This is a genomic window from Sulfurimonas aquatica, from assembly GCF_017357825.1.
Classification (GTDB): domain Bacteria; phylum Campylobacterota; class Campylobacteria; order Campylobacterales; family Sulfurimonadaceae; genus Sulfurimonas; species Sulfurimonas aquatica.
In genome coordinates, this window is the sequence record NZ_CP046072.1 from 173,658 (window position 1) to 194,051 (window position 20,394).

Consider the following 20,394-nt stretch of genomic DNA (forward strand, 5'->3'; position numbering starts at 1 on the left):
AATGGATCTAGGCTCTGCCTAGATTACTTCTCTGCTTCGTCCAAAAATACAAAAACAAAAATGCTCCAAATGCCAAGATAGATGAACTTACAAAAAGGTACCTTGGATATAAGTCATATATATACCCCGCTATTAGCGCCCCACTAAGTCCACCAAAACCATATGTGATACCTGAGAAGAACTGTTGTGCCAAAGATTTGTGTTTGTAAATTGCAAAAAGATAAGAGATAGCCGCAGAGTGAAAAAGAGCAAAACTAAGTGCATGCAGACTTTGAGAGAAAAATAAAATGGCAATGTTTTGTGGATATGCAAATACTAGAAACCATCTAAAGGCAGTGATAAATGTCGTAAATTGTAGTATATAAAGTAGGTTGCCACGAAGTAGTTTTCCTTGAAAATAGAGCATAGCAATCTCAACTAATACTCCAAAACTCCAAAGATATATAGTCATGTCAAGAGTGATTCCATTATCTGTGGCATAGATAGTAAAAAAGTTATAAAATGAACCAAAGCTCATCTGCATAAAGACAAGTCCACTCCATAGTTTCCAATCAGTCAATAGGTTAATATCATTCTTCTCTTTTACCTTGTCCAAGGGCTCTTTTTTTACACTTATTTTTGCAATGATGAAAGCTACTATAGCGGTGGTAAAAGTTAAAAAGATGAGAAAATATAGAGCCATAGTATATGAGTTAAGTAGTTTTACCAACACGAGTGCTACAAGAATAAATCCTACTGAGCCAAAGAGTCTTATCTTTCCGTACTTTTCTTTTCCCAAAGTTTGTAAAGATATCACTTCTATATAGGGGATTATAAGACTCATTCCTACACCTAAGAAGATATTTGAGAGTAAAAGAGTGTAAAAGTTACTGATGGAGAGATAAAAAGCGATACTACTTAGGAACATTATAAGAAGTGCTAGGTTAAATATCTTGACATTTAGCTCTAGCCCACGGATAAAAAGAAAAGGGAGTATGAAACGCACAAGTGGCGCTGCTGCAAAGATTATACCTATCTGAGTAGGGTTATATGCCATCTCGGAGAGGACCTTAGGTATGAAAATGAGATAAACACCCACTATAGAAAAATAAAAAAAGTAAAAAGTAGATAGTAATATATTCATAAGGAATTATATCTAAGATTCATAAGTTGTAGTTACTATTTACTTACTATTTACTTATAATAAATATAATATCAAATCTCAATTATGTTTTACCCCCTTTCATGAATGAGAATAAATAATATTAACAATTTTTTAGCATACAAGGTTTTTCCCCCTTTTATTACCTTGTATGTTTATGCTAAACTTCCCCTATGAAAATCATACTTACAACACTTAATTCAAGATACACACATAGTGCCATAGGATTAAGATATCTCTATGCAAATATGCAGGAATTGCAAAAAGAGACAGAGATTGTTGAGTTTAGTATAAATGATGCTCTCCAAAGTGTAGCTGAGAAGTTATTGCTCTCTTGTCCAGACATTATAGGAATCGGCGTTTATATATGGAATGCCTTAGAAACCTCAGAGCTTATTCACATCCTTAAAAAGATATCTCCAAAAACTACCATTATTCTTGGTGGACCGGAAGTAACGTATAAACCCCTTCGTGTTAACCTTGATGATGCTGATTATATCATTGAGGGAGAAGGAGATCTGGCTTTTTATAAACTCTGTAGCGAAATACAAAATGGCATAACGCAAGATAGAACTATCTCTATGACTCTGCCAAATTTAAAGGAGATAGAACTTCCTTACAAGTACTATAGTGATGAAGATATACAAAACCGTTACATATATGTAGAGGTTTCGCGTGGATGTCCTTTTGAGTGTGAGTTTTGCCTCTCTTCTATGGATGAGAAGGTAAGGGCATTTAAACTTGATGACGTATTAGAGGAGTTTGAAAAACTTTGGCAAAGAGGAGCGAGAAATTTTAAGTTTGTAGATAGAACTTTTAATCTTAATATACGCTCAGCCAATAGGATTCTTGATTTCTTTTTAGCAAAAGAGGGACCCTATTTTGCACACTTTGAAGTCATACCAGACCACTTTCCAGAATCACTCAGAGAAAAAATAAAGCTTTTTCCCCATGGAGCACTTCAGTTAGAGATAGGAATCCAAACTCTTAACTTAGAAGTTGCAAACAGTATATCAAGACAACTGAAACTAGATAAGATAGAAGATAACATCAGCTTTTTAGAAAATGAAACAACTGCGCATATTCACCTTGATCTTATTGTAGGACTTCCTGGAGAGTCTTTAGGGAGCTTTGGAGCTAACTTAGACAAACTTGTAAGTATGAGTAGTTGCGAGATACAAATAGGTATCTTAAAAAAGCTCTCAGGCACTTATATTAAACGCCATGATGAAGAATTTGCAATGGTTTACAGCGATATTCCCCCATATGATATATTAAAAAACTCACTACTCTCGTTCAATGACATTCAAGATATGAAACGTTTTGCTAGGTTTTGGGATCTGACTTTTAATAGTGGAAACTTTAAGAAAAGTATTCTTTTGCTATGGAAAGAGGAGAGTGTTTATAAAAACTTTTCAGACTTTAGTAAGTGGATATATTCACAAACGGATTCTACTTGGAAGATATCTCTACAGCGTTTAGGGGAGTTACTCTTTAGATATCTATGCGAAATTAAAAAAATAGATGCTAAAGATGTAGGTCAAAAGATGATAGAAGATATGATGAAGCTAAAAGGAAGGGCACTCCCTGCATATTTAAAGCCTTATGCTGACTTAGTTGTGGCGAAGCAAGTGGAAGGCTCTTCAGGTTTTAATAAAAGACAGAAATAAGTTCTCTTTTTCTTATTTGCCTCTAGAGTTTAAGCCTTTGGTTACAAACTCATTTATCTCTTGTTTATATGTTGGGTTTCTACTCTCAAGACCTCTATCAAAACCTAAAACAATGTCCTTGTTTGTGTTTGGGTGTCTACATACCATTATAAGAAGATGTCCATAAACATCAAAGTTTGGACTAGGTCTAATTCCTATCTTTTTATCGATAGTTCCATGATGCTCAAGTACTAAGTCTAAAGCTTCTTTAAGTTCTGTAGAAGTAGTATTTTTATTTCGTACTATATTTAGTAAAGCATTGAGAGTTGGAGGAGCTAACTCAACTTTTTTCTCTTTTTTTACGATTTTTGTCTCTTTTTTCTTCTGCTGACTCGGTACATAAATAAATAAGAAGAGTAAAATAGCAAGTAGTAGTACTAGTGCTATAATGATTTGTATTAAAAGTGTGATGCTCATGCTTGTCCTATAGTGTGAATTATTACCTTGTTTCTGCCTGTGTTCTTTGCTTCATAAAGAGCATTGTCAGATACCTTTAACATCTCATATATATCGGAGCTTTTTCCGTAAGCAACACCAAGAGAGACCGTGTACTGAATTGTAATATCTTTGATTGTTATTATATTCGCTTCAAAAGTTGCACGAATTTTTTCGAAGAGTTTTTGTGCATCTTCAAAAGAGATATCTTCTAGAAGTATACAGTACTCTTCTCCACCAAACCTAGCTACGAGGTCTGTTCTTCTTAGTGTCTGTTTAAGTAGGCTTGCTATTTGTTTGATTGCCGCATCACCTACATCGTGGCCATAGGTGTCATTGATATTTTTAAACTTATCGATATCAAGAGTAGCTACGACTATACTTTCATCTTTTCTCGCATTTTTGCCAACTATCGCTTCGCTTGCATCAAAAAAGTATCTTCTGTTGTATGAGCCTGTTAGGTAGTCTTTATTTGATAAATCTTTTGTTGTTTGAAAAAGATCTAAAACATCTAAGTTTGAGTTGATACGTACACTCAGTCCTTCAAAAGTATGTGGTTTAGCAAGAAAATCATTCGCTCCTGCTTTTATGAACTCCGAAAGAGCATGTTCGTCCTCTGATGCACTTAAGGCAATAATGGAGAGAGTATCTTTTTCATAATCCTCCCTTAATCTCATTGTTAACTCTATGCCATCTACTTCTGGCATATAGTAATCAGTCAAAACTAAAGATATCTTTTCCTCAGTTTCATTGAGAACATCTAAGGCTTCTTGGCCATCACAGGCTTCTAATACATTAAGGTGTAGTTTCTCTAAATCTTCTCTTAATACAGTCCTATAAAGTTTTGAGTCATCAACAATAAGTACGGTTGAACTGTAATTACGAATTATCTTTTTGATAAAGTTAACCGCACTTTTTATACTGCCTAGAGAATCTTTCAAAATATACTCTAGAACATCTTTTTTTAGAAATAACTCTTTGAGGTTCTCATCAACGTCACTAGTTAATACTATGGTTGGTATTTTATGTGAAAGTGTGAGAGAGACTGCTTGACCCGGCTTACAATCAGCTAGATGTAAATCAACAACAGCCATAAAAATATCATCTCGATTTTTTCTTATTGTTGTACTTGCAAGAGTGAATGAGTCTACACAAATTACTTCTATATCGTCAATATTGCTTGTTAATGTTAACTCTAGTGTTTCAAGTATAGTTTTATTATCATCTATAAGAAGTATTTTTTTCATTCTATGATTATCCAAGTAGTTGTGTGTCTTTAGTCTAACATATAAATTATTTAATTCTAATGAAGAAAATGAAATTTATAGTATTTAAAAATCTAATACTTCTAGAGTAACTGTTTTTTAATCCATACAGAGAGAACATATAAGCCCCAGATATGATGTTTAAAACTTCCATTAGATGCACTCTGTATATATTCGTCTAGTTTATCACTTTTAAATAGTCCCGTTTGTTCATTTACATCTTTGATAAGTTCTATTTTTTTACTGTTTATAAGGTACTCCATATATGGATTTGAGAAACCTTTTTTCTTGCGTTTGAGTATAGAGTCAGTTAGTTTTGGTTTCATTATTTTTTTAAGAAGTGATTTTGTGATACCATCCTCATAACGCAGCTTTGGGTCTATGCTAAAAACTTTTTGCGCCAACTTATGGTCCAAAAAAGGTGTTCGTGACTCTATAGAGTGAGCCATACTAACACGATCAAGTTTTGTTAAAAAGTGCTCTGCTTGAAAGATATTAAGATCAATGTAGCTATACCAAATGCTCTCATCACTATGAGCTGAAGCTTCAAATCTATCTCTATAGGGCTTTAAGTATTTAAGACTTTGATTGTCCTTTACATTTCTTCGCATAAGCATATTTTTTTGCAGGTCAGTAAACTTTTCGCCAGACGTTCTAAAAAGAAGAGTATCATCAAAGATGCGTTTGTACCACTCCCATTCTCGGTTCATTGAAAAATTTGCACGAAAGTACTTTTTGAGCCAGTTCTTATGAGCTAAATTTGAAGCACCTTCTATGTCTAGATATTCAAAATAGTGCTTATAACCTAAAAAGAGTTCATCGCTTCCCTCTCCACTCATAACTACCTTATATCCATCAGCTTTTATTTTTTCAAAAAGAAGATAAAGAGGAATCGCCGCTGGGTCATTAATAGGCTCATCCATAGAGTCAAAAACTTTCTCGCTTGCATCTATGAAATCATTTTGGGATATCTCTACTTGAGTGTTTTTCAGACCTAAAAACTCTGCACTCTCCTTAGCATTTTCTCTCTCATCATACTTAGCATACTCTTGGTATCCTAAGGTATAAGTAGGAAGACTCTGTCCATGCTTAAGAGCATAAGCATTTATCGTTGCACTATCAATGCCACCCGAGAGAAGAGAAGCAATTGGTACATCAGCATTTAAACGCAGCTCTATTGATTCACTTAGTAGTCTCTTCAAAGAGTCTATAGCTTCATCTCTATCTGTAATAATATTTGGCTTAACACTTAAAAGGTCAAAGTAGCGTTTGACTTGGCTAGAGCCATTTTCATGGACAAGATACTCTCCTGCAGCTAACTTTTTTATGCCTTTAAAAAAAGTGAAGGGTGGAGTAGGGCTTAAGAAAGAGAGGTAACTCATAAGTGCATCTTCATCCATCTCATTTTTCTTTAAAAATGGCACTATCGCTTTGAGCTCTGATGCAAAGATAAATGAAGAGTCATTCATATAATAAAGAGGCTTTTTACCAAGTCTATCACGAAATAGGTAGAGTGTTTTGCCATCAAGCAGAGCTATGGCAAACATACCACGAAGGTGCTGTACAAAATCAACTCCCCATTTTAGATAAGCTGCAATAATGACTTCACTATCACTCTGCGTTTTAAAATCAAATGCTAACTCTTTTTTTAGTTCTTTAAAGTTGTAAATTTCACCATTAAAGGATAGTAGAATATTTTGATGTTTTAGAGGTTGATGACTTCGTGAGTTAGAGTCTACTATGCTTAAACGCTGGTGTGCAAAAAAAAGTCTTTCATTTTGCACAATGCCACAGTAGTCTGGTCCACGATGAACTAAAAGCGAGAGAGCCTTTTTAGCCTTTGATTCATTATATTCGCCAATTATTCCAAATACTGCACACATTATTTAGCGAAATATTTTATCTATATCTTTATGTATAGCTCCTGGTGTTGTAGCAATAGTCATGAACTGTGACATTTTAAGCATAGGATACATAATAGCAATATAATACTTTGGATCTAGAATCTTTACTTCACCACCCTCTATAAGAACTGGATATGGTAAGAGGCCTGCATTTTGATAACCAATTTTTTTGACAAACTTAGTTGTTCTACTGCCAAGTTTAACCCCTATGATAGTTGAGTCAACTGAAAGAGCTTTTTCATAAACAACTTTGTTAGACTCTCTAGCTTTTTGTAAAAGAGTATGCATATTCCCTTTTTTGATTGTGGTCATATCCATGTACTTTGGAAGTCCTTTCATGAACTGATAGCGTTTAAGTATACGAAATTTTAGCTGTTCATCGGAGTTTTTTAGATCTTTAAATGCATCCCTGAGTGTGCTAAGAGTTCTGAGTGCTAATTTTTTATCATAATCATCTTGCATAAAAGCGTTCATAAAAAATATTGGATTTGTGATACTAACTAGTCTATTTTTTTTGTCTATAGTTACTCTAAGTGTTGAAGCAAAACCTCTGTTTATCTTAGTAGATGCTTTGAGTATCTCATCATTTGTAAACACTATTGATGTTGCAAATCCTTTTTTATCTATAGGGAGTGAAGCAAGAATTTCAAATCCAGCTTTTTGAAGTATGTCTATGACTTTGTTTTGCTCCATATATGTTGTATGTAAAAATGCAGTAACTTTTCCATTGAAAATTTCACCAACCTTAGCTACCTTTGATGAGTCTTCTTTGTGCTCATAATATACAGGAGCTTTATGGTTGCTAAACTTTATACTTTTGTCTCTGTTTAACTCTTCAAGTATCTCTTTATTTGTTTTAGATGTGCTACCAGTTACTTTTAGTGTGATAGGTTCTGGAACTACTGCTTCAACTTTAGGAACATCAGGAAGTTTGATCTCATAAACATTACTAGCAAGAGTGGAAGTGATAGGTATTAAAAATATTGAGAGTACAATGAGAACTTTATGGTAGTTTTTCATATAAAATCCTTTTCTTATAACTATTATAAAACTTTTAATTATATTAATACTTAAATCTATAACTTAAAGAAACTTTTATTATCTTTCGTAAGATTATTGTGTAATAATTGGACAAATATTTAGGCTGTGCCTATATGAGGAGATACTATGAGTGAAAAAAGAGTTGTTTTAGGTGGTGGGTGTTTTTGGTGTACTGAAGCAGTATATCTCAATGTAAAAGGTATTTTGAGTGTTGTGAGTAGTTATGCAGGTGGAGCAAGAGCAAATCCTACATATGAAAATATTTGCACAGGAGCAACCGGACATGCTGAGGTTATAGATATGAAATACGATAGCGATATCATATCTTTAGATGAGATTTTAGATATATTTTTTGTAGTACATAACCCAACAACTTTGAATGCTCAAGGAGCAGATAGAGGAACGCAGTATCGTTCCGTAGTTTATTATGCAGATGCGAATGAAAAAGAGGTGATTTTAAACTCTATAAAGAAACATCAAGCAAATTTTGAAGATAAAATAGTTACAGAGGTGAGTGAGTTGCCTGAGGTTTATCCGGGAGAGGATTATCATCAAAATTATTATAATTTACATCAAACGCAGGGTTACTGCCAAGCTGTAATCGCTCCAAAACTTCAAAAGTTTATGATGACGTTTCCTCAAAAAGTGCAGTAGACTAGCTAATGATAGCTGGGTCTCGCTCACTTATCTCTCCATCTGGAGTTTGAAGAATCAACTCGACTTCGGCATGGAGATACTGTGACGTTGTTAAGACTTCACTATTAGGGTCTTCAAAAGCAGCTTTTTTAGCACAGAGTATGATGTTGTTGATGAGTGTGCTCTCATTATCTAGTGAGCTAGATGACCCCTTTAGTTCATTGTTAATATATAGATTAACTACTACGCTAACAGGCTGGGCTAGAAGTGGATGCAGAGTAATAAGCTCATTTTTGTCTATGGTATGTTGTGCTTCAAAGACTTCAGCAATTGAGTCGCGAGCAAGTTGAAGAAGTACTGAGCGACTCATGCTATTACTACTTTATTTTTATATATATGTATCAACTTGATAATAATCATCACCCCGATAACTTGAAAAAGAGCCGCTAAAATAAACGCATAGTAGTGAAGCTTATCTATGGAGTCGGCTGAAAATGCCAGTGTAGCCATCGCTATAAGAAGCGTAAGTGGCATAGAGTGAGAAAGTCCCATAAGAAGGGCGTCTACGTAACCCAACTCTTTTATAAACGCCAAAGAGGCAATGAGCCTCATTATAATCATAACTACTGTAATGATAAGCGCCTTTTGAATCAGTCCATCCATCACTAAGGCGTCTAGGTTAAAAGAACTTCCAATATGTATGAAAAATATTGGAATCAAAAATCCAAACCCATAAGAAGCAAGTTTTTCCGGAAGCTCATGTTTGTGCTCAAAAAAAGTAGGAATAAATATGCCCGCTAAAAAAGCGCCAAACGCAAGCTCAAGGTGAAGATAAAGCATAGCACCAACAAGGAGAAAAAAGATTCCCATAGAGAGTCTTATGTCTTGCTCTTTGTTGTCATCGTGTGGCATAAGCGCAGTTGAGACAACTGGGTACCACCAAAAAAGAAGTTGCATCGCTCGAAAGAGTAAAAACATAAAAATTAAAAATGCTATAAGTGCGAGGATAGTTTGAAACAGGTCTAGTCCTATGCCTGACTCAAGTGCAGCTGAGGTAATTGTTAAGATTACGATACTTATGACCTCACCAATCCCTCCAACGGTCATAGATAATGAGAGCCATTCCGTTTTACCATACTCTTTTGAGAGCGTCGCAACCAAGCCAACCGATATGAGTGGTAAGAGCACCATAAATATCTTTCCAAGTTCAAACTGTATGGTAAAAAGTATGGAAAATGCATAGAGAAAAGTTAGATAAAGAAGCGCTTTTTTCATAATCAAAGAGGGGGTGTTGAGTACATTTTTTAGATTAATTTCCGTACCGGCTATAAACATAAGATATAAAAAACCTATCTCTGCAACTATGTCAAAGAGGTGCTCGTCGTGGAGGAAACCTACATAACCAAGGATAGAACCTAAAATAATTTCTATTGGGGTAGTAGGGAGTTTTACAAACTTTGCGAGAAATGGAGAGAACATTATAATGAGTGAAAGCGTTATGATTAAAGTTACGTTGTCACTCATGCTCTTCCTTTAGCGTTTTGCTTATGGTTACTTTACTTTTTTGGCAACTTCCAAATTTAAAGATTTTAACATCTCTAAGTCTTTGCTCATTATTCTACCAGAAGTTGTAAGATAATTACCAATTACTATGGAATTTGCTCCATGAGTAAATATCTCTTCTTGACGAGATCCAAACATAAGCTCACGTCCACCGGCAATCATAATACGTTCCGCCTTTGGAACAGACTCTCTTGCTAATTTTACAAGAGAGAGAGCTTCGTCTACAGTTAATGAGTTAGGCTCAAGTTCAAGCGCTTCGTTATGGTGATAAAAGTTTATAGGAACAGACGTTGGGTTGAGTGACGCTATTGAGTTAAGCATAGATATTCTATCCTCTTGTGTTTCACCAAGTCCAAAAATTCCACCAGTAATAAGAACTAATCCAGACTCATTGACATTTTGACAAGTTTCATAGCGTTCAGACCATGGATGAGTTGTACAGATTTTAGGGTAAAAAGCTTCACTTGTTTCGAGGTTGTGATTATACGCTTTAATCCCAGCCTCTTTTAAAACAAGAAGTTGCTCTAGAGACGCCGTTCCGTTACATGCTATCAAACGCAGCTCAGGAGCTACTTCAGTGACTGCTTTTGCCACGCTGCATACAAAGGCTAAGGTCTTATCATTAAGTCCCTTATCGGCAGTTACCAGACAAAAACCAAGAGCGCCGTTATCTCTAGCGGTAATGGCCTCTTTTTGAATCTCTTCTAGAGGTTTTTGCTTATAGCGGTCTATATCAGCTTTATATCTAACGCTCTGAGAACAAAATTTACAATCCTCTTTACAAGTTCCACTGTTTATATTACAGATAGAACATAAAAATATCTCTTGACTCACTTTTTTTTCCTTTTATATGAGAACTCTTTTGCTTTAAAAAAGTCATCCTTTTTCTTTTTTGAGTAGTAAGTTACAAAAAATTTATCAGCTGTAACCTCTAGTAGCGCACACTCTGAGACAGGCTTGTTTCTCGCACAACTCTCACCAGGATTTAAAAAAAGCGTGCCGTTATTAAATTCTGAATGAAACTTATGAGTATGTCCAAACACTACCACTTCGGCATCAGGAGACATGTAGTAAGGGAGGTGCATTAGTTTAAATTTTGTATTTGCTAACTTAAAGTAGTTTGGTTCTTGGACTAGGTTGTATTTGTTATGGAAAGAGACCAGGTGTGCATCGTTATTTCCATAGACTGCGACATATTTTTTACCACAGTTTTTTAGCAGTTCTAAGACCTCAGGCTCAACGATGTCTCCTGCATGAATGATAAACTCAGCCCCATTTTCTATAAGTATATCTAAAGTGGCTTTTGCTTTTTTTACTTTAGTGTGGGTGTCTGAGAGTATGCCTATCTTCATCTTTTATGCTTTTGTTTCTTCTTCTCTTGGCGTGCGTGCTTTACACTTTACACACTCGTAAACTTCTTTATTTCGGTAAGTACGAGGAGCTAAAACACCCTTACAGCCTTTCTCTTTACATTTGATGGTCGTTGGTTCAAACTTAGAGATAAATTTACACTCAGGATAGTTGTTACATCCCCAAAATGGCCCACGACGAGAGTTTTTAAGACTGATAGTTCCACCACAGTCGGGACATGGCGTTTCACTATTTTGTTCTGGGACATTAATGCTTTTAGTATTTTTACAATCAGGATAGTCGCTACATGCGAGAAACTGACCATTACGACCATTTTTAATAACCATCTCTTTACCACATTTATCACACTTCTCATCCGCAGTCTCTTCTTTTTTCTCTACGGTATTTCCCTCTTCATCGCACTGTTCCGTGTATTTACATTTAGGAAAGCCACTACATGCTATGAAGTTTCCAAAACGCCCAGAACGCAGAAGTAGTTCAGACTCTCCACATTTAGGACAAGTTCTCCCAAGTGGCTTAGCAAGTTTAAGAGAGACAATGTTCTCTTTACCAGCGGCTACTTGATCCATAAATGGAAAGTAGAAGTCACTTAAAAGTTTCTGCCAGTCCACAGTACCTTCACTTACTTCATCGAGCTTTTCTTCCATGTTCGCTGTAAAAGAGATATCTACGATGTTAGCAAAGTGTTTTTCAAGTATATCGGTAACTGTAAATGCCATCTCTGTTGGAATAATCTGCTTTTTTTCTATAGTTACATAAGTACGAGTACTTAGCGTAGCGACTGTTGGAGCATATGTAGACGGACGACCAACGCCCTCAGCTTCAAGTTTTTTAATTAAAGACGCTTCTGAGTAACGCGGAGGTGGTTCTGTAAAGTGCTGCTCAGGTTTAATACTCTGTATCTCAGCACTATCTCCCTTTTTTAAAGTTGGAAGAAGTTTATCTTTGTCTTCCGCTCCAGTTACAGCGTAAAAACCATCAAAGATTAGTTTTCTACCACTTGCTCTGAACTCATTCTCCTTACCAGTGAAGATAATACTTTGTTGCTCAAACTGAGCATCTTCCATCTGACAAGCCATAAAACGCTCATAGATTAGACGGTAAAGTTTAATCTCATCTGCTTTTAAAAAGCTTTGTGCAACTTCAGGGGTAAACTGTAGCATTGTAGGGCGGATAGCCTCGTGAGCTTCTTGCGCTCCTTTTGCTTTTTTTGTGTAGACTTTAGGCTCTGCAGGAAGATATTTTTTACCATATCTACTCTCGATAATTCCACGAACCGCGCCAACGGCTTCTTGAGCTAAGTTAAGTGAATCCGTTCTCATGTAAGTGATAACACCAGAAGTTCCATCTGGTGTTTTTACACCTTCATAGAGTGCTTGAGCAACCATCATTGTCTTTTTAGGAGTAAATCCAAGTTTTGATGAAGCGGTTTGTTGCAACGTTGAAGTCATAAATGGTGGTGGTGTTGAGCTCTTTCTCTGCTTAGTTTCTATCTTAGTGATTTTATAACTGTCAGCTTTAGCGCTTGAAGTAATTGCTTCTGCCTGAGACTTATTTTCTATAGACATTTTAGAGAGTTTATCACCCTTATGTAAGATGAGATTTGCATCTATATCTTTTTTAAATGCTGTGTCTATAGTCCAAAATTCTACTGGAATAAAAGCTTTTATCTCACGCTCGCGTTCAACTACAAGCTTAAGCGTAGATGACTGTACACGACCGCCAGAGAGTCCTTTTTGAATCTTTGACGCAAGAAGTGGTGAGAGCTTATAACCCACAACGCGGTCAAGCATACGACGAGCTTGCTGTGCGTTTACCATATCCATGTCTATCTTACGCGCTGACTCTAGGGCATGCTTAATAGCTGTTTTTGTAATCTCGTGAAATACAATACGAGGAAGTTCCTCTGGGTCTTTTTTGATAGCATGTGCAATATGCCATCCAATAGCTTCTCCCTCACGGTCCTCATCGGTCGCGATATAGATAGTATCAGCTTTTTTTGCAAGAGCTTTTATCTCTTTAACAGTTGGAGCGTTCTCTTTTGCTACGGAGTAAGCAGGTACAAGATGATTTGTCTCTTCATCTATTGTAATTCCAAAGCGTGATTTAGGAAGATCACGGATATGTCCTTTAGAAGCTATAACTTCATAACCTTTGCCTAAAAAGTTTTTTATAGTTCTAGCTTTAGCCGGTGACTCGACGATTATTAAATCCAAATAGTATCCCTATATATATAGTATAGTTGTTTTTTAATTGCGCAAGTGTATCGAAAAAAGATTAAATATTAAAATCTATAAAAATTTGCTAATTTCCTAAAGTTATTTTTGTGAGTGTCGATAATATAAATATCAAGGCAAGGAAGCCAAGATTAATTAAACAAAAGAGCGAAAGGCTCTTACCCAAAAAGGATTTATTATGGGATTTAGAATAAATACAAATGTTGCGGCAATGAACGCACACAGAAATGCTACAAACAACAATGTTGGACTTGATAAAAGTCTCTCTGCACTCTCTTCAGGTCTTAGAATTACTAAAGCTGCTGATGATTCATCAGGACTAGCAATAGCAAACAAACTTTCAGCTCAGTCAAATGGTTTAGGTCAAGCGATTCGTAATGCAAATGATGGAATTGGACTTATCCAAACTGCAGATGGAGCTTTAGAGGAATATGGAAATCTTTTAAATAGAGTCCGTACACTTGCAGTTCAAGGTGCCAATGATACTCAAGATAGTGATTCAAGAGCTTTTATCTCTAAAGAGATGTTAAGACTTCAGAGTGAAATGACACATATCGCTGCTGAGACAAAGTTTAATGGTAAACAACTTTTAAATGCAACAACTACATATACTTTTCAAGTAGGTGCTTTTAATGGTGATACTACATCAACTCAAATCAGTGGTATGTTGCCTGCTGCTGTTATAGGAACTGCATTAGCAACTTTCTCAACTCAAGCAACCGCAGCGATAATTATATCTGCTATGGATGATGCTATTACTGTTGTTGATACACTAAGAGCAACACTGGGTGCTGCACAAAACCAACTTGAATCAACTGTTAGAAATATATCAGTAACACAAGTAAATGTTAAAGCAGCAGAATCACAAATTCGTGATGTTGACTTTGCAGCAGAATCTGCTACATTTGCTAAACATAATATACTTGCACAATCAGGTTCATATGCTATGAGTCAGGCTAATGCCGTTCAGCAAAATGTTCTTAGATTACTTCAATAACCTAAATAACTTTTAACAATCGGTACATTTTATCTAACTATTTAGAGGGTGAAAGCCCTCTAAATACTTTAATGTAAGATGTTTAAAGTTCATTTTTTTGATAGCCGATATAGTTAATATATAGGCAAGGATGCCTATAAAAATAAATTAAAGAGTGAAAGGCTCTTTCCCGAAAAGGATTTATTATGGGATTTAGAATAAACACGAATGTCGCGGCGATGAACGCGCACAGGAATGCTTCAAACAATAATGTAGGACTTGACAAAAGTTTAAGTGCATTATCTTCAGGTCTTAGAATTACTAAAGCTGCTGATGATTCATCAGGATTAGCGATAGCAAACAAACTTTCAGCTCAGTCAAATGGTTTAGGTCAAGCGATTCGTAATGCAAATGATGGAATTGGACTTATCCAAACTGCAGATGGAGCTTTAGATGAGTATGGAAACATTTTAAATAGAATTCGTACACTTGCAGTTCAAGGTGCCAATGATACTCAAGATAGTGACTCAAGAGCTTTTATTGGTAAAGAGATGTTAAGACTTCAAAGTGAGTTGACACATATCGCTACGGAGACAAAGTTTAATGGTAAAGCATTATTAGCTACTACGGCTACATATACTTTCCAGGTAGGTGCATTTAATGGTGATGTCTCAAAAACGGTTATAAGTAATGTTGCTCTTGCCTCTATGCTAGCAACAGCAATGACGGCTTCTGCTGGACATGGTACAGCTACAGCTGCATTTACTCAAGCTGAATTTGCAGCACTTATTAATGGAATGGACAGTGCAATTTCAACAGTAGATACTATTAGAGCAACTCTGGGTGCTGCGCAAAATCAACTTGAATCAACTGTTAGAAATATATCAGTAACACAAGTAAATGTTAAAGCGGCAGAATCACAAATTCGTGATGTTGACTTTGCAGCAGAATCTGCAAACTTCGCTAAACACAACATTTTAGCTCAATCAGGTTCATATGCTATGAGTCAAGCTAATGCCGTTCAACAAAATGTATTGAGACTGTTACAGTAAGGACAAATGACGACATATTAAAGGTTTTAGATCTATTAAAATCGACCGATATTTTAGTTTAGCAAGGAAGCTAAAGAACACTATGAAACGAAAGGTTTCACCATAAAAAAGGATTTATTATGGGATTTAGAATAAATACAAATGTTGCGGCAATGAACGCACACAGAAATGCTACAAACAATAATGTAGGACTTGATAAAAGTTTAAGTGCATTATCTTCAGGTCTTAGAATTACTAAAGCTGCTGATGACTCATCAGGACTAGCAATAGCAAACAAACTTTCAGCTCAATCAAATGGTTTAGGTCAAGCGATTCGTAATGCAAATGATGGAATTGGTCTTATCCAAACTGCAGATGGAGCACTAGATGAGTATGGAAATATCTTAAATAGAATTCGTACACTTGCGGTTCAAGGTGCCAATGATACTCAAGATAGTGATTCAAGAACTTTCATTGGTAAAGAGATGCTTAGACTTCAAAGTGAGTTGACACATATCGCTGCCGAGACTAAGTTTAATGGCAAGTCTTTATTATCAGGAGCTACTACATTTACTTTTCAAGTAGGAGCATTTAATGGAGACACATCACAAACTGTGATTGGAGATATGAATATAGCTACTGTAATATCTGCAAATGGGATTATTACTTCAGGTGCAGAGTTTGATACTCAAGCTGAAATGGCATCTATGATAGCATATATGGATAATGCAATTACTTTAGTTGATACTCAAAGAGCAACTCTGGGTGCTGCGCAAAATCAACTTGAATCAACTGTTAGAAATATATCAGTAACACAAGTAAATGTTCAAGCGGCAGAATCACAAATACGTGATGTTGACTTTGCAGCAGAATCAGCAAACTTTGCTAAACATAACATACTTGCGCAATCAGGTTCATATGCTATGAGTCAGGCTAACGCCGTTCAGCAAAATGTACTAAGATTACTACAGTAAGTTAACAAAAGATAGCTACTTTTAGCTATCTTTTTATTAAATCAAAGCTTCTTGATTTAGATTAGAAACCCCCTTTGTTATGTAGCCTTACATTTAATTATTTATATGGAACAATAGTTGCTTTTTTTATTGTAGTTTAAAATACAATAAAAGGATTTACTATGGGATTTAGAATAAATACCAATATAGGTGCAATGAATGCCCACCGAAATGCTTCGATGAATAATATCGGACTTGATAAAAGTTTAAGTGCATTATCTTCAGGTCTTAGAATTACTAAAGCTGCTGATGATTCAGCTGGTCTTGCAATAGCAAACAAACTTTCAGCTCAGGCAAATGGTTTAGGTCAAGCGATTCGTAATGCAAATGATGGAATTGGACTTATCCAAACTGCAGATGGAGCACTAGATGAGTATGGAAATATCTTAAATAGAATTCGTACACTTGCGGTTCAAGGTGCCAATGATACTCAAGATAGTGATTCAAGAGCTTTTATCTCTAAAGAGATATTAAGACTTCAGAGTGAATTAACACATATCGCTGCTGAGACAAAGTTTAATGGTAAACAACTTTTAAATGCGACAACAGCATATACTTTTCAAGTAGGTGCATTTAATGGTGATACTACATCAACTACAATTAGTGGTATGTTGCCTGGATCAGTTATAGGAACTGCATTAGCAACTTTCTCTACACAAGCAACTGCAGCGATAATTATATCTGCTATGGATGATGCAATTACATTGGTTGATACACTAAGAGCAACACTGGGTGCTGCACAAAACCAACTTGAGTCAACTGTTAGAAATATATCAGTTACACAAGTAAATGTTAAAGCAGCAGAATCACAAATTCGTGATGTTGACTTTGCAGCAGAATCTGCTACATTTGCTAAACATAATATACTTGCACAATCAGGTTCATATGCTATGAGTCAGGCTAATGCCGTTCAGCAAAATGTTATGAGATTATTACAGTAACAGTTAGTTTTTAATAAACATACTCTCATTTTAGAGTATGTTTACCCCATTTTCTCTCTACATTTCAATTCTTTTCACATACTCTAAAGTTATATATATTTTTACCGATATTAATATCTATAAACAGCATGGAAGCTGGATTAAATTAAGAGCGGAAGGCTCTTACCCAAAAAGGATTTATTATGGGATTTAGAATAAATACAAATGTTGCGGCAATGAACGCACACAGAAATGCTACAAACAATAATGTAGGACTTGATAAAAGTTTAAGTGCATTATCTTCAGGTCTTAGAATTACTAAAGCTGCTGATGACTCATCAGGACTAGCAATAGCAAACAAACTTTCAGCTCAGTCAAATGGTTTAGGTCAAGCGATTCGTAATGCAAATGATGGAATTGGTCTTATCCAAACTGCAGATGGAGCACTAGATGAGTATGGAAATATCTTAAATAGAATTCGTACACTTGCAGTTCAAGGTGCCAATGATACTCAAGATAGTGATTCAAGAGCTTTTATTGGTAAAGAGATGGCAAGACTTACTAGTGAGCTTAACCATATCGCTGCAGAGACAAAATTCAATGGTAAACAACTTTTAAACGCGACAACTTCATATACTTTTCAAGTAGGTGCATTTAATGGGGACACAACTAAAACAAATATAAGTGGTGTAACTGCAAGTGCAGTTATTGGTGCTGCCAACCTAGTATCTGCAACTTCATCATTAAATCGTGCTGATTTTTCTGACATGATTGGTCAAATGGATAGTGCGATTACAACAGTTGATACACTAAGAGCAACTCTGGGTGCTGCACAAAATCAACTTGAGTCAACTGTTAGAAATATATCAGTAACACAAGTAAATGTTAAAGCAGCAGAATCACAAATTCGTGATGTTGACTTTGCAGCAGAATCTGCTACATTTGCTAAACATAATATACTTGCACAATCAGGTTCATATGCTATGAGTCAGGCTAATGCCGTTCAGCAAAATGTTATGAGATTATTACAGTAATAATTAATTAGTCGCTATTTTAACTTCACATACCCTTAGGGGTATGTCTCTTCTTTATTTATCTTTTTGATACTCTATGTAATCTTGAATTATTTCTTTAAAGTATTCAATCACTCTTATGATTTGAGGCATTACAACTCTATCTAAATGCTTAATAAGTTTTTTATGATTAGTTATCTCTTGTGTGTTTATTAGGTCAAAAATATAACCCGATACAAACTGCATATACATTGTTATAATATAGTCCATATCAGAGGTTGTTGAATCTGGTGTTTCAGCTAAAAGCTCTTGAAAAACTCCTAAGATATTATAATGATAATGGTCTAGATTGTGATGATTGGACTCTATATGCTTTTGAATGACTTCAATTATATCATTACAGTAATCTAAACGTTTTTGTAGGTCTTTCATCTCATCTTCATTTAGAAAGTTTTCAGATTTTTCATTGAAAGTTTTTGTTAGGCTATCGTATAATTTATCTTTATTAATCGTCGATAAAGCATCTGTATTAAAGTCGTCAATATTTGTTGCAATTGTATCATCTATATAAGCACCATCGCTAAAATTATACGTATGCATATTCTCTTTTTTAAAGTTTCTTGAGAGCATATTACATTCAGTTTTCCACCCATCCATAAGCAGAGTGGTAAAAACTTCTTCTCTTAGATTTCCTTTTACTTTAAGAACACTTTTTTTATAAACTAATTCGCCGCCGAGTTCATCATCTTCTTCAAGTTTAATATTACCTACGTACTCGTGTGTGTTCGAGTGTGTTTGACCGCTCTCTTGATCTAGAGCAAAATCAAGACCAAGTAGATACATCTCTTTTGAATCAAGAGATAACAGTAAAGCAAAAGATAAGGAACCAATATTGGATGATGTTAATCCACCGTGACCATGTTTATACCTTGAACTCCCTTCAAATATATAAATATTCTCTTGTTTGAAGTATTTTAAAAATGCGGGCTCGGTAAATCCACCAAATAGAGCAATGGTTTTATCAAAAAAGGAGATGTCTTTTATCTTTTGGATGTGTGGAAGCGCATCACTAAATCCATGAACATGAGTAATAATATCGGGTTTAATGTTAAGCTCTTCGAGTTTTGAAAGTAAGGCACTGACTGCAACGACTATAAACTTTTTGTGATTTTGTTGAATCCACTCGATATTGTTTTGAAATGATGGTCCAGCACCTAAAAGTAAAACAGGTTTTTTTGCAAGTTGACTAGTCGCATAGGAAGATTTTATGTCTAGAAGCTTATAGCCATTTTGGAGATGTATAAGTGGTCTAAGTATACTAATAGACAGCGCGGAGTAGTTAAATGTTAAATAAGTTTGGCCAACTATCGTACTTTGTAGGTGCTTTAGTTTTTTTTCAGAATGGCTGAGTAAGTGAAAAAATTTGATATAGTGATTGTATACAAACTGTTTATTTAAGAAAATATTAGTTTTCTTTCTAAATTCTGTATCTTCATCAAATATTGAAAATACAAGTTCAGCTCCATTATTAGTCAGCTCTTTATAATTAGTGACAAAAAGCGATAGTCTAAAAAGTTCTAAGTCATCCTCAACGATAAAATATACATTTGAGTTTATCTTTTTATGAACTTCACTTAAGTGTAAACCTAAGCCAGTGCCTAGAAAAATAAATTTATAGAGCTTTTTCATATGTGTAGTTTTATCTGCATTTTTATTTGAATAGCTGATAAGGCTTGCAGCTCCAGAATAACTATTGTTAGCGATTCCTTGTTCTTCTAACTCTTTTGCAAATTCATCTGAGATGGTTACATTGTAAAAAGTTTCGTATACGTTTCCCGTTTTAGTAAAGTCAACACTCTTAGCGATTACTTTGGCATGTTTGATGCTATTGAGAGTATAGAGATATTTTTCACTCTTTATCTCCATTACATCAAAATAGTCGTCTTTATATTCTAGGGAGTAGCGCTCATGGTGAAACTTTTTTTCTATAGCATGTGTGAGAGAATCTATTTTATTAAACAGTTCTGGTTGAGTAGCTTGAAAAAACATAATATTTTCGTTGTAAGTGTATATGGCTTTTTCTTCTATGCTCAAATCTTGCATTGCAAATCCTTATGTATATTGAAAGTAATAAAGCAA

The 20,394-nt window shown here is 35.1% G+C and carries 18 protein-coding genes; 7 read left to right on the plus strand and 11 right to left on the minus strand.

Annotated features, from left to right (window positions below; translation table 11 throughout):
* Positions 1 to 7: 7 nt before the first annotated feature.
* Positions 8 to 1,123, minus strand: a complete 1,116-nt coding sequence (locus GJV85_RS00820; RefSeq protein ID WP_207561998.1) for an MFS transporter — start codon at positions 1,121 to 1,123, stop codon at positions 8 to 10.
* A gap of 191 nt (positions 1,124 to 1,314) precedes the next feature.
* Here GJV85_RS00820 and GJV85_RS00825 point away from each other — a divergent pair, with 191 nt between their 5' ends.
* Positions 1,315 to 2,811, plus strand: coding sequence for a B12-binding domain-containing radical SAM protein (locus GJV85_RS00825; protein WP_207561999.1), 1,497 nt, complete (start codon positions 1,315 to 1,317; stop codon positions 2,809 to 2,811).
* Between the two features lie 12 nt (positions 2,812 to 2,823).
* Here the strand turns inward: GJV85_RS00825 and GJV85_RS00830 are convergent, their stop codons facing one another.
* The 4 genes from GJV85_RS00830 to GJV85_RS00845 all read right to left on the minus strand — a co-directional run bounded on the left by GJV85_RS00830 (position 2,824) and on the right by GJV85_RS00845 (position 7,474).
* Positions 2,824 to 3,267 carry a hypothetical protein gene (locus GJV85_RS00830; protein WP_207562000.1) on the minus strand — a complete coding sequence of 148 codons (444 nt, stop codon included), beginning with the start codon at positions 3,265 to 3,267 and terminating at the stop codon, positions 2,824 to 2,826.
* On the minus strand, positions 3,264 to 4,532 hold the full coding sequence (locus GJV85_RS00835) for a diguanylate cyclase (RefSeq protein WP_207562001.1): 1,269 nt from the start codon (positions 4,530 to 4,532) through the stop codon (positions 3,264 to 3,266). Before GJV85_RS00835 ends, GJV85_RS00830 begins: the two co-directional genes overlap by 4 nt.
* A 101-nt stretch (positions 4,533 to 4,633) precedes the next feature.
* Positions 4,634 to 6,433, minus strand: coding sequence for an asparagine synthase (glutamine-hydrolyzing) (gene asnB / locus GJV85_RS00840; RefSeq protein WP_207562002.1), 1,800 nt, complete (start codon positions 6,431 to 6,433; stop codon positions 4,634 to 4,636).
* A 3-nt stretch (positions 6,434 to 6,436) separates the two neighbouring features.
* Positions 6,437 to 7,474 carry a hypothetical protein gene (locus tag GJV85_RS00845; RefSeq protein WP_207562003.1) on the minus strand — a complete coding sequence of 346 codons (1,038 nt, stop codon included), beginning with the start codon at positions 7,472 to 7,474 and terminating at the stop codon, positions 6,437 to 6,439.
* 147 nt (positions 7,475 to 7,621) lie between these two features.
* Here GJV85_RS00845 and msrA point away from each other — a divergent pair, with 147 nt between their 5' ends.
* Complete coding sequence (gene msrA / locus GJV85_RS00850; RefSeq protein WP_207562004.1) at positions 7,622 to 8,149, plus strand: peptide-methionine (S)-S-oxide reductase MsrA; 528 nt, start codon at positions 7,622 to 7,624, stop codon at positions 8,147 to 8,149.
* A 1-nt stretch (position 8,150) separates the two neighbouring features.
* Here msrA and GJV85_RS00855 read toward each other — a convergent pair whose 3' ends face one another.
* From GJV85_RS00855 to topA, 5 genes are read right to left on the minus strand one after another with little or no spacing between them, the layout of a single operon-like run.
* The gene (locus tag GJV85_RS00855) at positions 8,151 to 8,501 is read right to left on the minus strand and encodes an AMMECR1 domain-containing protein (protein ID WP_207562005.1); all 351 of its coding nucleotides are present in this window, start codon (positions 8,499 to 8,501) and stop codon (positions 8,151 to 8,153) included.
* The gene (locus GJV85_RS00860; protein WP_207562006.1) at positions 8,498 to 9,655 is read right to left on the minus strand and encodes a cation:proton antiporter; all 1,158 of its coding nucleotides are present in this window, start codon (positions 9,653 to 9,655) and stop codon (positions 8,498 to 8,500) included. The genes GJV85_RS00855 and GJV85_RS00860 overlap by 4 nt, the downstream gene beginning before the upstream one ends.
* A 27-nt stretch (positions 9,656 to 9,682) precedes the next feature.
* Entirely contained in the window at positions 9,683 to 10,528 is an 846-nt protein-coding gene (locus GJV85_RS00865) for a biotin synthase (RefSeq protein WP_207562007.1), read from the minus strand.
* The gene (locus tag GJV85_RS00870) at positions 10,525 to 11,046 is read right to left on the minus strand and encodes a metallophosphoesterase family protein (RefSeq protein ID WP_207562008.1); all 522 of its coding nucleotides are present in this window, start codon (positions 11,044 to 11,046) and stop codon (positions 10,525 to 10,527) included. The genes GJV85_RS00865 and GJV85_RS00870 overlap by 4 nt, the downstream gene beginning before the upstream one ends.
* A gap of 3 nt (positions 11,047 to 11,049) precedes the next feature.
* A complete protein-coding gene (topA, locus tag GJV85_RS00875; RefSeq protein ID WP_207562009.1) occupies positions 11,050 to 13,281 on the minus strand; it encodes a type I DNA topoisomerase in 2,232 nt (743 codons plus the stop codon).
* Between the two features lie 199 nt (positions 13,282 to 13,480).
* On the opposite strand from topA, the gene GJV85_RS00880 reads away from it, so the two are divergent.
* The 5 genes from GJV85_RS00880 (at position 13,481) to GJV85_RS00900 (ending at position 18,276) form a co-directional block, all read left to right on the plus strand.
* Complete coding sequence (locus GJV85_RS00880) at positions 13,481 to 14,299, plus strand: flagellin N-terminal helical domain-containing protein (RefSeq protein ID WP_207562010.1); 819 nt, start codon at positions 13,481 to 13,483, stop codon at positions 14,297 to 14,299.
* Positions 14,300 to 14,484: 185 nt separating this feature from the next.
* The gene (locus GJV85_RS00885) at positions 14,485 to 15,330 is read left to right on the plus strand and encodes a flagellin N-terminal helical domain-containing protein (RefSeq protein ID WP_207562011.1); all 846 of its coding nucleotides are present in this window, start codon (positions 14,485 to 14,487) and stop codon (positions 15,328 to 15,330) included.
* A gap of 119 nt (positions 15,331 to 15,449) precedes the next feature.
* Positions 15,450 to 16,283: a flagellin N-terminal helical domain-containing protein gene (locus GJV85_RS00890; RefSeq protein WP_207562012.1), complete on the plus strand. Its 834-nt coding sequence runs from the start codon at positions 15,450 to 15,452 to the stop codon at positions 16,281 to 16,283.
* Between the two features lie 161 nt (positions 16,284 to 16,444).
* Complete coding sequence (locus tag GJV85_RS00895) at positions 16,445 to 17,263, plus strand: flagellin N-terminal helical domain-containing protein (protein WP_207562013.1); 819 nt, start codon at positions 16,445 to 16,447, stop codon at positions 17,261 to 17,263.
* A 182-nt stretch (positions 17,264 to 17,445) separates the two neighbouring features.
* Positions 17,446 to 18,276 (plus strand): flagellin N-terminal helical domain-containing protein, encoded by an 831-nt coding sequence (locus GJV85_RS00900; RefSeq protein ID WP_207562014.1) that lies wholly within the window; start codon positions 17,446 to 17,448, stop codon positions 18,274 to 18,276.
* Between the two features lie 54 nt (positions 18,277 to 18,330).
* Here the strand turns inward: GJV85_RS00900 and GJV85_RS00905 are convergent, their stop codons facing one another.
* Positions 18,331 to 20,358: a 6-hydroxymethylpterin diphosphokinase MptE-like protein gene (locus tag GJV85_RS00905; protein ID WP_207562015.1), complete on the minus strand. Its 2,028-nt coding sequence runs from the start codon at positions 20,356 to 20,358 to the stop codon at positions 18,331 to 18,333.
* Positions 20,359 to 20,394: the final 36 nt, after the last annotated feature.

What these genes read in the sequence shown, in the direction of transcription:
- GJV85_RS00820 (WP_207561998.1), bottom strand. Translation starts at nt 1,123, where the DNA reads ATGAATATATTACTATCTACTTTTTACTTTTTTTATTTTTCTATAGTG.
- GJV85_RS00825 (WP_207561999.1), top strand. Translation starts at nt 1,315, where the DNA reads ATGAAAATCATACTTACAACACTTAATTCAAGATACACACATAGTGCC.
- GJV85_RS00830 (WP_207562000.1), bottom strand. Translation starts at nt 3,267, where the DNA reads ATGAGCATCACACTTTTAATACAAATCATTATAGCACTAGTACTACTA.
- GJV85_RS00835 (WP_207562001.1), bottom strand. Translation starts at nt 4,532, where the DNA reads ATGAAAAAAATACTTCTTATAGATGATAATAAAACTATACTTGAAACA.
- asnB (WP_207562002.1), bottom strand. Translation starts at nt 6,433, where the DNA reads ATGTGTGCAGTATTTGGAATAATTGGCGAATATAATGAATCAAAGGCT.
- GJV85_RS00845 (WP_207562003.1), bottom strand. Translation starts at nt 7,474, where the DNA reads ATGAAAAACTACCATAAAGTTCTCATTGTACTCTCAATATTTTTAATA.
- msrA (WP_207562004.1), top strand. Translation starts at nt 7,622, where the DNA reads ATGAGTGAAAAAAGAGTTGTTTTAGGTGGTGGGTGTTTTTGGTGTACT.
- GJV85_RS00855 (WP_207562005.1), bottom strand. Translation starts at nt 8,501, where the DNA reads ATGAGTCGCTCAGTACTTCTTCAACTTGCTCGCGACTCAATTGCTGAA.
- GJV85_RS00860 (WP_207562006.1), bottom strand. Translation starts at nt 9,655, where the DNA reads ATGAGTGACAACGTAACTTTAATCATAACGCTTTCACTCATTATAATG.
- GJV85_RS00870 (WP_207562008.1), bottom strand. Translation starts at nt 11,046, where the DNA reads ATGAAGATAGGCATACTCTCAGACACCCACACTAAAGTAAAAAAAGCA.
- GJV85_RS00880 (WP_207562010.1), top strand. Translation starts at nt 13,481, where the DNA reads ATGGGATTTAGAATAAATACAAATGTTGCGGCAATGAACGCACACAGA.
- GJV85_RS00885 (WP_207562011.1), top strand. Translation starts at nt 14,485, where the DNA reads ATGGGATTTAGAATAAACACGAATGTCGCGGCGATGAACGCGCACAGG.
- GJV85_RS00890 (WP_207562012.1), top strand. Translation starts at nt 15,450, where the DNA reads ATGGGATTTAGAATAAATACAAATGTTGCGGCAATGAACGCACACAGA.
- GJV85_RS00895 (WP_207562013.1), top strand. Translation starts at nt 16,445, where the DNA reads ATGGGATTTAGAATAAATACCAATATAGGTGCAATGAATGCCCACCGA.
- GJV85_RS00900 (WP_207562014.1), top strand. Translation starts at nt 17,446, where the DNA reads ATGGGATTTAGAATAAATACAAATGTTGCGGCAATGAACGCACACAGA.
- GJV85_RS00905 (WP_207562015.1), bottom strand. Translation starts at nt 20,358, where the DNA reads ATGCAAGATTTGAGCATAGAAGAAAAAGCCATATACACTTACAACGAA.